Below are 14,948 nucleotides of genomic sequence, written 5' to 3' on the forward strand. Positions count from 1 at the left end.
ATTACCACAGATTGCGGTAAATCTGCTCCAGATCTTCTTTACTCACTTCTTTTCTGCTATTTTGAGGACTTCCGCTGTCCATGGCATCCAGAGCCATTTTTTCCACAACACTCATGAACTCCTGTTTATTGATGCCATATTCTTCGAAGCTTGGTGTTGCCAGTTCTCTGCAAATGGTTTCTACTGCTTTTAAAAAATTCCAGCTTGCTGCTTCGTCTGAATCCAGGTCAGTAGCGACTCCCACTGCCCTGCCCAGTTCTCCAAACCGGTCATATGCCCCATCCAGCACAAAACCCAGACATTCTTTTAACAGCATCGCATTGGATAAACCATGTGCAATGTGGAACAGCGCTCCGATAGGACGGCTCATGCCATGCACAATCGTAACCGATGCATTATTAAATGCAATTCCTGCTTCCAGTGAAGCGATAGACATCTGTTCTCTTGCCGTTAGATCTGTTCCCTCCCGGAAGGCTGCCGGCAGATAAGCAAAGATTCTCTTTACTGCGGAAAGGGCAAACGTATCGGAAAGGGGCTGTGCCTTTCTGGAGGTAAAGGCTTCAATTGCATGGGTTAATGCGTCCAGTCCGGTAGCTGCCGTTATCTTGGGAGGTGCCGTCATGGTAAACTGCGGATCTATAATTGCAAGAGCAGGCATCAATACCTGACCCTTTAATAGCATTTTAATATCTTTTTTTGTATCCGTAATAATGGTAAACTGCGTTGCCTCAGAACCGGTACCTGCTGTTGTGGGAATTGCCGCCATAGGAGGTGTGGGCACTTTAATCACTTTTCCCATATAGTCAGCGATTTTGCCGCCGTTTGTTGCCAGCGCTCCGATTGCCTTCATGGAATCAATGGGGCTTCCTCCGCCCAGCGCAATCAGAAAATCACATTTTTCTTTTAAATACATACTCAGCCCGTTTTCAATCATTTTGTCGGTGGGCTCACCCACTATTTCGGAATATATTACATACTCTATTCCCTGGTTTTTCAGGGCTTCTTCTACATGAGCTGCATTTCCCAGCTGAATCATCACTTTATCTGTAATGATCAGCGCTTTTTTTCCAAACCCTCTTAAAATTTCTTCTGCCATGGTAAGTGCGCCGGAACCGGTAATCATCTGTCCCGGAACGATAAAATCTCTTCCCATTTTTATTCCCCTTGCATATTCCAGGCTTGCCTGTAATACTGCCACAAATTAAACAGGTTGAAAGAATCACTGCGTGGCATCCTTCCATTTCTTATTTATTCTTTCAACCTTTCATTTTCTTCTCTGTCCGGCAGCCGGTTAACCGCAGACTTTCCACCAGGTAATGGGGCTGCCTTTCTATATAACTACTTATATCTAAAATTCTGCATCATACAGCCAGGTATAACGCTCATCATCAATACGGTCCGTCCAGGGATTCCCCTCCAGATGACGGATCATCCAACAGGTATACATCTGATATCCCGGTGCCGCTGCCTGTGGGTGTGTCTTTCCCCCTGGTATTGCGGAAAAACTGCCGTCTTTAATTTTATAGACCTCATCCCCAATGAAACTCGCACCAAATCCTTCCGGACGGTCAAACAGAAAGTAATATGTTTCCGGCTGGGGATGCTGATGTGGAATGTATCCCGACCAGTTACCACGGTCATTTAATACTTCTCCTAATACCATATTGGAATAAGGCGCTGTTTCGTAATCAAAAACAGTACTTACACGACGAACAGCCGTATCTCCAAACTTACCCTTGCAGGAATAAATCCATGGAGCATCCTCAGGCCCGTAGAACTTACTGTCAAAGGTTCTGTCGTTGAAAGTAGACTGGACAAGGATCTGTGTATCCATAGAAGCCTCTACGCTGACTTCCACGCCTTTACACACATGCAGGCACCAGAGGCCTTCCGTAAACACATCTTTTCTGCTGACTTCCTTTTCCTTCTCTTCCCACTTGATGGTAATGCGGCCATTTAACAAAAGCACTGCAGTCTCTTCCCCGGACTTCACTAATTTCTTAACATCGCCCTTTTTCATTTTGAACACACGAATATCCATCATCATTTCTTTATAATCATTGTCATAGGTAGTGAGAACCTTCTCTCCCGCCTCGTTAAATCCTGGATAACCAAATACCTTACTCATTCTATCCGCTTCCTTTCATTTATATGGTGTTCATATATGACTCTGGAGCGTGTCTGAAGTCAAAGCCCTAGAGCGTGTCAGAAAATTGCTATCTGACAGCTGTGCGTCACAGTTTGCGGGAGATTTGTCCCGAATGAAGGGCGCGTAGCGGGCTACGTAACCTGAATTCGGGGCAAATATGCCGCAAAGTGGGACATACAGATGGCAGGAATGAATTTTCAGACACGCTCTGGCACGCTCCATATAATCACTGGTTCTATAACTGAATCTCGGAAATCTTAACCGGTCTGTGCTCTTCTACTGATTTTTTCGCCGCCAATCCCATAATTACCGGCTTCAAACCGTCTTCTACTCCTAGAGGTGTATCCGTATTATTTTCAATTGCATCTATAAAGCAATTCATTTCTTTCGCAAAGGAATCCATGTAACGTTCCAGGAAGAAGTAAAGCGGCTTTTCTCCGGTTACGCCTTCGGCTGTGCTGATGACTGCGCTGGACTGTGTATCATTTACCGTTGCAACCATACCCTTAGAGCCAAATACTTCTGCACGCTGATCGTATCCATAAGCTGCTTTTCTGGAATTGTCAATGACTGCAATGGCACCGTTTTCCATCTGAAGAGTAATGACAGCTGTATCCACATCGCCTGCTTCTCCAATACTTGGATCTACTAAAACTGCAGACTGTACATAAACTTCTGTTGCATCGCAGCCAGCCAGGAATCGAACCATATCAAAATCATGGATGGTCATATCCAGGAAAATTCCTCCGGATACCTTTACATATTCCGCACTTGGTGGTTCCGGATCTCTGCTGGTTACTTTGATAATGTGGGGATCGCCGATCTGTCCTGCGGTTACGGCATTTTTTACCGCTTCAAAGTTATGGTCAAATCTGCGGTTAAATCCAACCTGGTATTTCACGTCAGAATCCTTTAAAGCATCCATTACTTCTTTAATCTTAGCTACATCATGATCGATGGGTTTTTCACAGAAAACATGTTTTCCGGCTTTGATTGCTTCAATGGAAATCGGGGAATGCGTATTGGTAGATGAGCAGATCAGCACTGCATCAATCTCCGGATCTGCAAGGATTTCCTTGTAGTCTTTCGTTGTATTTGCCACACCCATGCTGTGTGCCCATTTGTCCGTCTCTTCATTCATAAACGGATCTGCGATTGTTTTAATTTCCGCATTTTTTACCAGATTACAAATACTCTTTGTATGTACTTTACCAATTCTTCCTGCACCTATAATACCTACTTTTACCATGATAATTCTCCTTTTCTTTAAATGAATAATTCTTACAGACCTGTCTTTTCAGTAATGAACTTTCTAGCTTTTATTGCATATTCCAATGGATTCGCTTTTGCAGGATCCTGTTCAGCCTCTACTACCATGTATCCTTCATATCCGGCATCTTCCAGCACTTTGAAGATCGGATCAAAGTCAATACATCCGTCTCCCGGAACCGTAAATGCTCCCAATCTGACACCTGCAAGGAAGCTTAACTTCTCTGCTTTTACCTTTTCAACTACTTCCGGGCGCACATCTTTTAAATGCACATGTTTTATTCTGTTGCTGTATTTCTGAACCATTTCAAGAGGGTCAGCACCGCAGTAAGTAAAATGTCCGCTGTCAAATAAGAGATTTACATATTCCGGATCGGTACCTGCCATCAGTCGTTCCACTTCGTCCGGATCCTGGATAACCGTTCCCATATGATGGTGGAAAGTCAAAGTAATTCCATATTCTTTTGCTATTTTACCAAGTTTATTTAATCCGGTGCAGACTTTATCCCATTCTTCATCATTCATGATGTATTTACAGCCAAAGATTGGTGTTTCCAGCTGTCCCTGCACACTGTGTCCCTGCTCCGACACACCGATGATCTTAGAACCCATCGCCTGTAAAAATTTCACCTGTTCAATAAAAGCTTTTTCGGTCTCTTCATAAGGCTGTGTGGTTAGAAAGCTGGAAAACCACTGATTACAGATTTGGATTCCGCGAAGATCCAGTGCCTTTTTCAAAGCAACAGGATCTGCAGGATATTTATTTCCAACTTCGGAACCGGTATATCCCGCAAGTGCCATCTCACTTACGCACTGTTCAAAAGTATTTTCTTTTCCTAAATCCGGCATATCATCGTTGGTCCATGCAATTGGTGCAATTCCTAATTTTACTTTTTCTTTGTTAAACATGACTGTGCCTCCTATGGCTTTTTTATTTCAGCTTAGCTGATAATTTAATTGGATTTTGCTCTTAATTTTGCTGGTACAAAACCTTTACGGTAATTTTAATATCGTCTGGCTTTATATCTCTCTGCTTCCAGTTCCGTATACTTTTCCTGCACACTTTCCATCCCGGAAGTGCTTGCAAGACCTACATTCCACCAGGACTTGTAACCGTCCGTCATAGTCTTTGGAATTACTTTTAAGTCAATCAGGACTGCATTATCCTGGTTTTTTGCATCTTCCAAAGCAGCTTTTAATTCATCAATTGTCTTAACGGTGTAAGTTTTCAGGCCATAACCTTCTGCAACTTTTGCATAACTTACCGGAATCAGGTTTCCTTTTGTTTCATTATTCGTATCCCGGTAGCGGAATTCTGTGCCAATGCTTCCAATGCCATTATTCATTTGCAGATTGTTGATACAACCAAATCCACAATTGTCAAATACCAGGATATTGATTTTGGCTCTTTCCTGCATAGCAGTCATAATTTCACTGTGCAGCATCTGGAACGAAGCATCTCCCACAACCGTATATACTTCTTTATCCGGCTCAGCCAGTTTTACACCAAGAGCCGCTGCCACTTCATATCCCATACAGGAGTATCCGTATTCCGCATGGTAGCCGCCTCTTTTATCGGTAGTCCAGATTCTCTGCATACAGCTTGGAAGGCTGCCCCCTGCCGTTATAATGGTTGCATCCTCCGGGATTACCTCCCGAATTGCACACAACGCAGCAGTCTGGGTAATTACCCCGCCGGTCAGTTCTACGAATTCCGGAATCGTTCTTGGGTCTCTGGCTTTTACCATAGGTTCAAACTGATCGTCATATGCATATTTTGCCAAATGTTCCATTTCTTTGTCCCATGCAGCTTTTGCATCTGTTATCTCTGTCGTATAAGCGGATTTATAATTGCGTTCCCTCAGTTTCTGTGACAGCGCCTCCAGCGTTACTTTTGCATCCCCAACAGCTTTTACCGCATCCAATTTATAAGCATGGAATTTATTGTTATTGATAGTCACAACCTTCACATCCGGATTCTTAAACTGGTTCTTGGAACCGGTTGTAAAATCAGATAATCTGGTTCCGATTGCAATCACGGCATCTGCGTCTTCTGCAATGGTATTGGAAGCCAGTGTGCCGGTTACGCCAATTCCTCCAAGACAGTACTGGTGACTGGATTTACAGGCACTTTTTCCTGCCTGACTCTCACCAAACGGAATGTTGAATTCTTCACAGAATTTTTCAACTGTTTCGCCTGCTTCTGAATATTTTACGCCGCCGCCAACCACAATCAGCGGTTTTTTAGCTCCGGCAATAATCGCTGCCAGATCTTCTACTTCTTCTTCCACTGCCACCGGCCTTGTAATTCTGTGTACCCTCTTCTGGAAAAAATATTCCGGGTACTCATAAGATTCGCCTTCCACATCCTGACAGATTCCGATACATACAGCACCTGTTTCAGCCGGGTCCGTCAATACACGCATGGCATTAATCATTGCTGTCATCAGCTGTTCCGGACGGACAATGCGGTCCCAGTATTTACACACAGGCTTAAATGCATCATTGGTTGTGATAGATAAACTGCTGCTCTGCTCTAACTGCTGCAGTACCGGATCGGGCTGTCTGTTGGCAAAGGTATCTGCCGGAAATACCAGCAGCGGAATATTATTCACAGTAGCGGTAGCTGCTGCCGTCACCATATTTGCAGCTCCCGGTCCCACGGACGATGCACAGGGAATAATTTTTCTTCTATTGTGCTGTTTCGCAAATGCAGTAGCCACATGACACATTCCCTGCTCGTTTCTGCCCTGGAATACCTTCAGATCTCCGGGATTCTCATCTAACGCCTGGCCTAAACCAACGGCAATTCCATGTCCGAAAATTGTAAAGATACCTTCTACAAACTTTGTTTCCACTCCATCAAATTCTACATACTGGTTATCCAGGAATTTTACCAATGCCTGCGCAACCGTCATCTTTGTATATTCCATTTCCTATCCGCCTCCTTATACTCTTGCAATCATTTCACCGTACTGGTCTTTTGTTTCTTTTATAAACTTCTTAACTTCATCGGGATTCGGGAGTTCTTCGGAGCAGGAATGGCTGCGTACCATCATCGCTGCTTCTGCACTTCCAAATTCCAGACATTCGATCATATCCCATCCTTCAAAAATGCCATACAAAAATCCGGATGCATAACCGTCTCCGCCGCCGAATGATTTCAGTGCAGTAACTGGAAATGGTTTAATACTATAGCTGTTGCCATCGTTCGTATAAGCTGTGGAACCTTTTCTGCCGTGCTTGATGACCACGATCTTCGCATTTTCATTCTGCCAGCTTTGTGCCGTTGTCTTATCATCTCTTCCCGGCTGTATCAGCTTTTCTGTCAGGTCAAATTCTTCCCTGGATCCCAGAATAATATCCGCTTCTTTTGCCACACAAGCATAGTAAATGGAAATTTCATCACTGTTCTTCCAGTTATATTCACGATAATCAATATCAAAGACTACAACAGTTCCGTTTTTCTTTGCCAGCATCACTGCTTTTAATGCAGCTTCCCTGGAGGGGCTCTGTGCAAGGGCGGTACCAGAGATTAAAATTGCCTTTGCGTTCTTTATGTATTCTTCATCCACATCATCCACCGACAGCTGAAGATCTGCAATGCAGTTGCGGTACATCAAAATGCTGCTTTCGTCAGGAGAAAGAATTTCTGTAAATGTGAGACCCAGTTTTTCTCCGTTTGTACATCTTGTAATGTGTGAAGTATCAATTCCTTCTTTATTAAAAAACTCTGTAACGTAATCACCGAACTGGTCATCAGACACTTTTCCGATAAATCCAACTTTCTTGCCATGTCTCGTAACGCCTACTGCGATATTCGCTGGAGAACCTCCTACGTACTTTTTAAATGTGGTAGATTCCGATAATGGATGAAAATAATCCACCGGATTAAAGTCAATTGCCACTCGCCCTAACAGTACTAGATCCATTGGTCTTGATTCATCAAACTTAACATACTTCATTCCATTCACCTCATACTTGAATTTCAACACAGATCGGAAACTGCTTCCACTCCGCGTTCCATTTACAGTTTTTCTTTTCTTGCGTTCTTTAGCACGCTTTTCTCTCATGTACTCATGATAGCACACACTTTTATTGCGTGCAAGCTATTTCTGAGTCATTACAGTACTTTCCCTGTATTGTACAATTTTCTATTCATATATTTGTAACGTTTTCACAAAGATTATCGCACGCATTTGCACGCAAATTAGATCTTAATTACTTTATTTGGGTTTAGTTGATTAATGACGCTTTGTAGATGTAGGTAGTGTACGGAAAGAGAAGGGGGCGGACCAGGACATTGGTTTGGAATGCTTACCGCAGAACTGGCATTTTCTAACCTTCCCGGAGCACTTTTTGGCGGCACGCGGGCATTCGCTCCGAAATCCTGATGCATTTCGCAGCTCACTGCCCGCTTAGTATCCGATGGGAGCCAGTCGAATACTATCCGCCAAAAAGCACTCCGGGAAGGTAAGTAAATACGCAGCTCTGCTATACGCCTTCCAAACCAATGTCCTGATCCGCCCCCTTCTCTTTCCGAGATAGCATTCGTTGATACAAAGCTGGTTTTCTCAGCAGGGTGGGGCCCCGGGGTTGTGGCATGCCGGACGCGATTGGCATAAAGCAACTAATCTTGAGAATGGAATTTGTTTTTCATTCTGTAACCAGAAAAAGGAGCAAACTTTCATCTTCTTTTACACAAACAGCCGAAACATACTGAGCAGCATCCAATAACGAACAGCCTGCCACAGCCCAGGGGTTCCAACCTGCTGAGAAAACCAGCTTTGTATCAACGAATGCTATCTCGGAAAGATGGGTGTGGGGAACTGGTATGGGCGTAGGAAGCGTAGAGCAGAGCTGCGTATTTTATAATGTACCCATAAGTGTGGACACATCATTTAGCGGGGCTCCCATTTTTTTAGACATCCCTTCCCATTAGTTCCATATAAATGGACACCCCCTCACCTTTCAGAACCCCAATTGTGGACATGCCTTGCTGGTATACCCTGYTTCTGGGACAACTGGCTTGGATGATTGCTGAGGCCTCTTTTGGCTTAGACACCTCTCTTGGCTTATGGTATTCTTATCTAAGAACAGGAGGAATACCATGACCAAAAACCCTTTTACCAATGAACAAATGCTGCTGCTTCGTCAAAATCCTTACACCTACAAGGTGTCCAAATTCCAATTAACCTTTACCAGRGAGTTCAAGGAGATCTTTTACTCGGAATACCAGTTAGGGGAGATTCCGCGGCAGATCCTCGCAGATCATGGCTATGATCCTGCCGTCCTTGGGGACCGCAGGGTATGGAGCATTGCCAGACACATTCGGGAACAGTACGATAAATATGGCGGGTTTCACCAAGGACATTCCCCTCACAGGATGCAAAGCTCCGTCTCCCCGGCTGCTGATCTGCCGCCATCCGAAAAGGATGAATTAAAACAGCTTCGGCATGAGGTTGATTATCTGAAACAGGAAGTTGAGTTCTTAAAAAAAATTTCCTCACTCAGGACTACAAGGAAGTAGGTGCTCTGCTTATGAACGACTCTTCCTGTATATTTGAGATTATCCAGCAAACGATCCGGCAAAGCGMGAATTCCCTTTCTGCCAAAGAACTCTGTTCCATAGCCGGTGTTTCCAGAAGCGGTTATTACGCCTGGATAAAGGCAGCTCCTGTCCGTTCGCTTCAGGAACAGAAGGACCGTGAGGATTTTGATCTGGTTCTGGCCGCTTACAGGCTGCATGGTTATGCCAAAGGGGCCAGGGGCATCTATATGGAACTGCTCCATATGACCCCGCCGGTGATCATGAACCTGAAAAARATCCGCAGGCTGATGGAAAAGTTCCACCTCTCCTGTCCATACCGAGGCCCAAATCCATATAAAAGAATGGCAAAGGCACTAAGGACCAGCAATGTAGCGGACAACCTGCTAAACCGTGAGTTCGAATGTTATGGACCAAGAATAGTCTTGTTGACGGATATCACTTATCTGTCCTATAGCGGATCCTTTGCCTACCTGTCAACCATCCTGGATGCCTTTACCAGGCAGATACTTTCTTATGTGCTCAGTGAYTCCCTGGAAGTGGATTTTGTTCTTGAAACGGTCAATAAACTGGTGGCCGATCATGGGATCTCACTTCAAGCAGAAACAATCATCCACAGTGATCAGGGGTGCCATTACACCAGCCAAAGTTTTCTTCATATACTTTATAACAAGAAGCTGCGCCAGTCCATGTCCCGGCGTGGCAACTGCTGGGACAATGCGCCCCAGGAGAGTTTCTTTGGSCATATGAAGGACCATATCAAGGCAAAACTGGCTGAATGCGTAAGCTTTGCAGAGGTACAGTCTGTCATTGATGACTACATGGCTTATTATAATAATCAGCGGTACCAATGGCATCTGGCGAAGCTTGCACCCAATGAGTTTTATAAATTTGTCATCACTGGAGAATATCCACTGGATGTTCCCAAAATACCTGCGCATCCGGTCATAGCCAARAAACCGGAAGAACTTGGATGCCAATTATATCAGAAAAATACGGATAGTTAAAAAATTTCATAGAATACCATGACATTTAAAGAGGTGTACCTGTATGCAGGATACTTTGGAAGTAAAGGTGCGAAAAAAGTGCCCCACTTTTTAAAATGTCCTTGACAARGGGTACAGTTCATTTACTTACCTTTYCGGAGTGTTTTTTGGCGGATAGTATTCGACTGGCTCCCATCGGATACTAAGCGGGTACTGAACCGAGAAATGCATCAGGATTTCTCGGTGAATGCCCGCGTGCCGCCAAAAAGCGCTTCGGAAAGGTTAGAAAATACCAGTTCTGCGGCCAGCTGACGGAGTCCATATCAGTTTCCCACCCCCATCTTTCCGCACACTACCTATATTACACAAAGCGTCTATCCTCAGCTAAACCCAAATATAATAAACCAGCAGGGAGTCTCAATTTCAAGTAATGACTCATAAGATTGTTTTGAATAGTGAGCCATAAGCCACTTATAAACGGTTCGTTGTAGTACTAGAAGATTTCTACGAAAAAAGGAAAAGCAACTTCCACGCTTTTCCTTTTTTGCATCTATTTTGTTTTCACCAATGGAAATAAAATTCCTGTTTCTAAGTCATCGGCAGAAGAAGCACTGTGTTCGTCTCTGATAAAACGTTCGATGCCCGGACCGGAGATCTGATATTCCGGATGATCTGCAAGCCAGTTTAGGATAGCCTCATATGCCTGATGAAGATTCTGATGAGAGCCATAATGGGTAACTGCCGCACAAAGTGTGGGTGGGATGGTGCGGATGTCCGGGTGGGGACTGTTCACGGGAACCTGGGCTTCTACTTCAACATTTTCATGGGAAAATTCCTCATTCAAATAAATTAATTGGAAAGCACCTGCCGGCTTAAGACCCCGCGTGTCCATTTCCTGATGAAGATTTGCGAACAACTGGTGAATACTGTCTGCATCAATGTTGATCGTACGGCGGATCCCAAAAACATTTTGTGCAGGAGTATCCATTGTAATAACGTGATATTGGTTCTGTTTCATGGTTTTTTTCTCCTTTGTCAGAGACAGATCCTGTTCCATTTGGCTGAGTATGGTGTTTAAAGAATAAATCTGATCCTTTATTTTCTGATGCTGCAGTTGTATCTGGATATATAATGCATCATCCGTAAGTTCCAGCAAAACTTTGATCTCAGACAGTGTAAAGCCGTAGCGTTTTAATTTTTCAATCATGTGCAGGGTTTTTGCCTGGGAAGCTTTATAATAACGGTATCCGTTATCGGCTCCCGTTGCAGCAGGATGAAGCAGTCCAATGCTGTCATAATGGCGCAGCATTCTCGCAGAGATACAGCAAAGTTTTGAAAATTCTCCAATGGTAAACATATCTGCCTCCTTTTGAAAGTTTATAGTATAGTGGAACCGGTTCTGAGAATATCATAAACCTTAGCATTGTGGTAATGTCAATAGGAAATTAAATTTGTTGTATATTCCCCAATATTATTGCTATAATGAAACTAACAACGTCTAAACCGAAGAGGGACAAAATGGCAGAGCCAATCAAATCGAACCTGAAATGTAATTGTTTTCGGGGATTGTATGAGAATGGGAAGACGCTCAAAAGAAAAGAGGTGCTTCATATGCAGTTCACAGGCCTGCATATCCGCAATTTCAAGTGGATACGGGATATGAAAATCCAGGATATTGAGAATGCGTTAATCCTGGTGGGGAAGAACAATACCGGAAAAACTACGATTCTGGACGCAATTCGTGCGGTCTGTGGATCTTATGCGGTGACGGAAGAAGATTTTAATGAGAAAAAGCAGAATATAGAAATAGAGGTATCGGTTCGGATCACGGCGGATGACAGGCAGATGCTGCATAGAAATGGTATTGTCAGCCAGTATAAGCGCTACGATGTGTGGGAAAAAGATTTCCGTTTAAAGCTGCCTTCCTATGACGGGGAAATCATGACATTTTTGTTCACCGTGAACCGGGAGGGACAGATTCGATATGGGGATGGTGTGAAGAAGCATAACCGCTACATACAGGAAGTGATGCCTAAGATTTACTACATCGATGTACAAAGAGACTTGGAGCAGATACAGGAAGATCTTCTCATGTGCCAGGAGGATGAACTGTTAACGCAGATGCGATCAGGATGCTGTCTGTTTGACCAGGCAAAGCAGTGCAATCACTGTTTTCAGTGCATAGGCCTGATCAATCAGAAAAGTCCGGTTGAGCTGAATGCATATGAAACTTCAAAATTGTTGGAATACAAGCTTTATCAGCTGAATTTAAGTGAATTTTCCGAAAAGGTAAATCGTATCTTTCACAGAAATGGCGGATTTATGGAAGAAATCCATTATACAATGGAGTGCGATGTAGACCGGTTATTTAAAGTGAATGCCAGGACTTACAGTAAGGAGAGAGGCACTACTAGCCCCATAGAACATTTGGGCAAAGGTATGAGAAGTATCTACATGCTGTCTCTGCTGGAAGCATATGTGGAGGGAGAAAATCATTTATCCAGTATTATTCTTGTGGAAGATCCGGAAATATTTCTTCATCCGCAGCTGCAAAAGGTTGCCAGTGAAATACTTTACCGGTTATCCAAGAAAAACCAGGTGATTTTTACCACGCATTCACCAAATATGCTGTTTAATTTTAACAGCAGGCAGATCAGACAGATAGTACTGGATGGAGAATATTTTTCCATTGTAAGGGAGCGCACGGATATCGGGAATATTCTGGATGATCTGGGCTACTCTGCAAATGACCTTCTGGACGTCAGTTTTGTCTTTATTGTTGAGGGGAAGCAGGATAAGAGCAGACTTCCGCTGCTGCTTGAAAAATATTATTCGGAAGTGTATGACAGGCATGGAAAATTGTCCCGGATTGCAATTATCACGACGAATAGCTGTACAAATATTAAGACTTATGCCAATTTAAAATATATGAACCGGATTTACCTGAGAGATCAGTTTCTGATGATTCGGGACGGTGATGGCAAGGATCCCAAAAAGCTTGCGGGACAGCTTTGCAGGTACTATGATCAGAGAAATCTGGAAGATGTGGATCAGTTACCAAAGGTAACCCAGAGAAATGTACTGATTTTAAAATACTATTCTTTTGAAAATTACTTTTTAAATCCTGGAATTATGGCTCAGCTTGGAATTATAGAAAGTGAAGAAGAATTTTATGAGATTCTTTTTACAAAGTGGAAAGAGTATCTGTACCGCCTGAGAAGTGCTAAGAACCTGGTAGAAGTACTGGGAAAAGATCTGGAAAGTATTCAGGACATAAAAGAGCATATGGAGACTTTTAAAATCTATATGAGGGGACATAACCTCTATGATATTTTTTACGGCAGATACCGCAGCCAGGAGACAGAACTTCTGCGCAGATATATAGATCTGGCTCCCAGAGATGATTTTGCGGATATCTTAGATTCCATTGATCAGTTTGTCTATTTTGACAGCCGGAAAAAAGAAATGTAGGATCGCTAATTGGCTTGGGCGGGGTTAATCCAGAATAATCCCCAGTCCCGTCAGCAGATTTACGGCTTCCGGATATGAAAAACGTGCATTTTTTACTTTATTTGTCTGAACATCAATCATATAATCCCTGGCGTCTCTGAAATCAGTGAATGCCAGGTTATTTTTTGCGAACTTTGTATTTTTAAGCTGGCAGCCCTGAAAGTTGGTTTTCTCCATCCGGCAGTCTTCAAAATAACATTCTTCCATGACATTTCCCTGAAAAGAAAATTGATTCAGTTTTAGCTTTACAAAATAATTATATTTTAAGACACAGTTTTCAAAGGCAGTAAAGGGAAGTGTAATTCCGTTTTTGGTCTTTAACTCATCCCAGCTGATTCCAACCAGAGAACAGTGGTGAAAATCGTTGTTTTTTAAATCCGTATACTTAAAGTCCGTGCCTGCGCAGGTACAGCTGCGGAAGGTACACCGGTCAAAAACACAGTTTTTAATTTTCATTTCAAAAAAATTGCAATGAGAAAAGGTGCATTCAATAAAATGCGCATTTTCAATGAGCTGTGATTCCAGATTCAAAGTCTCAAATAGTTGTTCTTCGTATGTTTGCATGGTTGTTCTCCTATGTATATACCGTGATTTTTATTAGATTCATATTTTAATTATCATGCCATGTATCTGGAAAATGGTCAAGGGGGAAATGATGTGTCATGTTAACAGAGGGAAATGGTGTGTCATGTTAACTTGACATATAAGAATCTCCATGCTACTATAATGTAAGGTTAACATTACATGCCTGTTTAGCAAGGAGAGATTAATGAAAAACAGAATTAGAGAATTAAGAGAAAAGAAAGGACTTACCCAGGCTCAGTTAGGGGATATGGTAGGTACTTCGAGACAGGCAATTAATGCCATTGAAACAGAGAAATCTGAGCCTTCCATATGGCTGGCATATGATATTTCAAGGGTGTTTGAATGCAGTATAGAGGATGTCTTTTTATTTGAGGAAAGTTTGAAAAAGTCCAGGGCTGAAAGCAGCAGAAAGGAGCAGGGAAATGGCGGTAAGGCAGCTTCGTTATGAAGGAGACGAGATACTAAGGAAAAAATGTAAAGAGGTTACAGTGGTAGATGATAAAATCAGGGAGCTTTTGGATGATATGCTGGATACGCTGCATACGATGCCCAATGGGGCAGCGATCGCGGCATGCCAGGTTGGGGTTTTGAAACGTCTGGTTGTGATAGATATGGGAAATGGTGTTATAAAATTGGTGAATCCTAAGATTACCGGAACCAGCGGGGTGCAGGAGAGTATAGAAGGATGTTTAAGCTTTCCGGATAAGGCGGGGATAACTGTCAGGCCTAAAAAAGTAACGGTTCAGGCGCAAAATGAATTTGGAGAGGAAATTCTGCTGGAGGGAGAGGATCTTATGGCAAAATGTCTCTGCCATGAGATTGAGCATCTGGATGGCAGAGTATTTTTAGAACATGTAATCAGTTTTGTGGATTAAAAAAGCTGGATAAGCAGCAGGTAGGT

15 protein-coding genes are annotated in these 14,948 nt (G+C 43.1%); 6 read left to right on the forward strand and 9 right to left on the reverse strand.

Annotation, left to right across the window (positions count from 1 at the left end):
* Position 1: 1 nt before the first annotated feature.
* The 3 genes from QR40_RS07010 to QR40_RS33045 all read right to left on the reverse strand — a co-directional run bounded on the left by QR40_RS07010 (position 2) and on the right by QR40_RS33045 (position 2,344).
* Positions 2–1,153, reverse strand: a complete 1,152-nt coding sequence (locus tag QR40_RS07010) for an iron-containing alcohol dehydrogenase (RefSeq protein ID WP_027296994.1) — start codon at positions 1,151–1,153, stop codon at positions 2–4.
* Positions 1,154–1,348: 195 nt separating this feature from the next.
* Complete coding sequence (locus tag QR40_RS07015) at positions 1,349–2,128, reverse strand: 5-deoxy-glucuronate isomerase (RefSeq protein ID WP_027296993.1); 780 nt, start codon at positions 2,126–2,128, stop codon at positions 1,349–1,351.
* A 30-nt stretch (positions 2,129–2,158) separates the two neighbouring features.
* Positions 2,159–2,344: a DUF6783 domain-containing protein gene (locus QR40_RS33045; protein ID WP_416389831.1), complete on the reverse strand. Its 186-nt coding sequence runs from the start codon at positions 2,342–2,344 to the stop codon at positions 2,159–2,161.
* On the opposite strand from QR40_RS33045, the gene QR40_RS33550 reads away from it, so the two are divergent.
* On the forward strand, positions 2,294–2,410 hold the full coding sequence (locus QR40_RS33550; RefSeq protein WP_416389832.1) for a DUF6783 domain-containing protein: 117 nt from the start codon (positions 2,294–2,296) through the stop codon (positions 2,408–2,410). The genes QR40_RS33045 and QR40_RS33550 overlap by 51 nt on opposite strands.
* Here the strand turns inward: QR40_RS33550 and iolG are convergent.
* The 4 genes from iolG to iolC all read right to left on the reverse strand — a co-directional run bounded on the left by iolG (position 2,385) and on the right by iolC (position 7,383).
* Positions 2,385–3,398 (reverse strand): inositol 2-dehydrogenase, encoded by a 1,014-nt coding sequence (gene iolG, locus QR40_RS07020; RefSeq protein ID WP_027296992.1) that lies wholly within the window; start codon positions 3,396–3,398, stop codon positions 2,385–2,387. The two genes, QR40_RS33550 and iolG, sit on opposite strands and share 26 nt — an antisense overlap.
* Positions 3,399–3,430: 32 nt before the next feature.
* Entirely contained in the window at positions 3,431–4,327 is an 897-nt protein-coding gene (gene iolE / locus QR40_RS07025; protein ID WP_044294107.1) for a myo-inosose-2 dehydratase, read from the reverse strand.
* Positions 4,328–4,422: 95 nt separating this feature from the next.
* Entirely contained in the window at positions 4,423–6,351 is a 1,929-nt protein-coding gene (gene iolD / locus QR40_RS07030) for a 3D-(3,5/4)-trihydroxycyclohexane-1,2-dione acylhydrolase (decyclizing) (RefSeq protein ID WP_027296990.1), read from the reverse strand.
* 15 nt (positions 6,352–6,366) lie between these two features.
* The gene (gene iolC, locus QR40_RS07035) at positions 6,367–7,383 is read right to left on the reverse strand and encodes a 5-dehydro-2-deoxygluconokinase (RefSeq protein ID WP_027296989.1); all 1,017 of its coding nucleotides are present in this window, start codon (positions 7,381–7,383) and stop codon (positions 6,367–6,369) included.
* Between the two features lie 1,145 nt (positions 7,384–8,528).
* Here iolC and QR40_RS07040 point away from each other — a divergent pair.
* Positions 8,529–8,948 (forward strand): HTH domain-containing protein, encoded by a 420-nt coding sequence (locus QR40_RS07040; protein ID WP_027293389.1) that lies wholly within the window; start codon positions 8,529–8,531, stop codon positions 8,946–8,948.
* Between the two features lie 11 nt (positions 8,949–8,959).
* On the forward strand, positions 8,960–9,973 hold the full coding sequence (locus QR40_RS07045; protein WP_044294109.1) for an IS3 family transposase: 1,014 nt from the start codon (positions 8,960–8,962) through the stop codon (positions 9,971–9,973).
* 529 nt (positions 9,974–10,502) lie between these two features.
* Here the strand turns inward: QR40_RS07045 and QR40_RS07050 are convergent.
* Positions 10,503–11,309, reverse strand: a complete 807-nt coding sequence (locus QR40_RS07050; RefSeq protein ID WP_044294110.1) for a MerR family transcriptional regulator — start codon at positions 11,307–11,309, stop codon at positions 10,503–10,505.
* A 254-nt stretch (positions 11,310–11,563) separates the two neighbouring features.
* Between QR40_RS07050 and QR40_RS07055 the strand changes: the two genes are divergently transcribed.
* The gene (locus tag QR40_RS07055) at positions 11,564–13,423 is read left to right on the forward strand and encodes an ATP-dependent nuclease (protein WP_027293047.1); all 1,860 of its coding nucleotides are present in this window, start codon (positions 11,564–11,566) and stop codon (positions 13,421–13,423) included.
* Positions 13,424–13,447: 24 nt separating this feature from the next.
* On the opposite strand, the gene QR40_RS07060 is transcribed toward QR40_RS07055, so the two are convergent.
* Complete coding sequence (locus QR40_RS07060; protein WP_044294111.1) at positions 13,448–14,026, reverse strand: pentapeptide repeat-containing protein; 579 nt, start codon at positions 14,024–14,026, stop codon at positions 13,448–13,450.
* 205 nt (positions 14,027–14,231) lie between these two features.
* On the opposite strand from QR40_RS07060, the gene QR40_RS07065 reads away from it, so the two are divergent.
* Complete coding sequence (locus QR40_RS07065) at positions 14,232–14,495, forward strand: helix-turn-helix transcriptional regulator (RefSeq protein ID WP_027293049.1); 264 nt, start codon at positions 14,232–14,234, stop codon at positions 14,493–14,495.
* Positions 14,470–14,922, forward strand: a complete 453-nt coding sequence (gene def / locus QR40_RS07070) for a peptide deformylase (RefSeq protein WP_044294113.1) — start codon at positions 14,470–14,472, stop codon at positions 14,920–14,922. Before QR40_RS07065 ends, def begins: the two co-directional genes overlap by 26 nt.
* Positions 14,923–14,948 lie beyond the last annotated feature (26 nt).

This window comes from Robinsoniella peoriensis (assembly GCF_000797495.1).
Taxonomy (GTDB): Bacteria; Bacillota; Clostridia; order Lachnospirales; family Lachnospiraceae; genus Robinsoniella; species Robinsoniella peoriensis.

Bases quoted from the DNA above. Each gene is read 5' to 3' on its own strand.
- QR40_RS07065 (WP_027293049.1), top strand. From the start codon at position 14,232: ATGAAAAACAGAATTAGAGAATTAAGAGAAAAGAAAGGACTTACCCAG.
- QR40_RS07050 (WP_044294110.1), bottom strand. From the start codon at position 11,309: ATGTTTACCATTGGAGAATTTTCAAAACTTTGCTGTATCTCTGCGAGA.
- iolD (WP_027296990.1), bottom strand. From the start codon at position 6,351: ATGGAATATACAAAGATGACGGTTGCGCAGGCATTGGTAAAATTCCTG.
- QR40_RS07010 (WP_027296994.1), bottom strand. From the start codon at position 1,153: ATGGGAAGAGATTTTATCGTTCCGGGACAGATGATTACCGGTTCCGGC.
- iolE (WP_044294107.1), bottom strand. From the start codon at position 4,327: ATGTTTAACAAAGAAAAAGTAAAATTAGGAATTGCACCAATTGCATGG.
- QR40_RS07060 (WP_044294111.1), bottom strand. From the start codon at position 14,026: ATGCAAACATACGAAGAACAACTATTTGAGACTTTGAATCTGGAATCA.
- iolC (WP_027296989.1), bottom strand. From the start codon at position 7,383: ATGAAGTATGTTAAGTTTGATGAATCAAGACCAATGGATCTAGTACTG.
- QR40_RS07055 (WP_027293047.1), top strand. From the start codon at position 11,564: ATGCAGTTCACAGGCCTGCATATCCGCAATTTCAAGTGGATACGGGAT.
- iolG (WP_027296992.1), bottom strand. From the start codon at position 3,398: ATGGTAAAAGTAGGTATTATAGGTGCAGGAAGAATTGGTAAAGTACAT.
- def (WP_044294113.1), top strand. From the start codon at position 14,470: ATGGCGGTAAGGCAGCTTCGTTATGAAGGAGACGAGATACTAAGGAAA.
- QR40_RS07015 (WP_027296993.1), bottom strand. From the start codon at position 2,128: ATGAGTAAGGTATTTGGTTATCCAGGATTTAACGAGGCGGGAGAGAAG.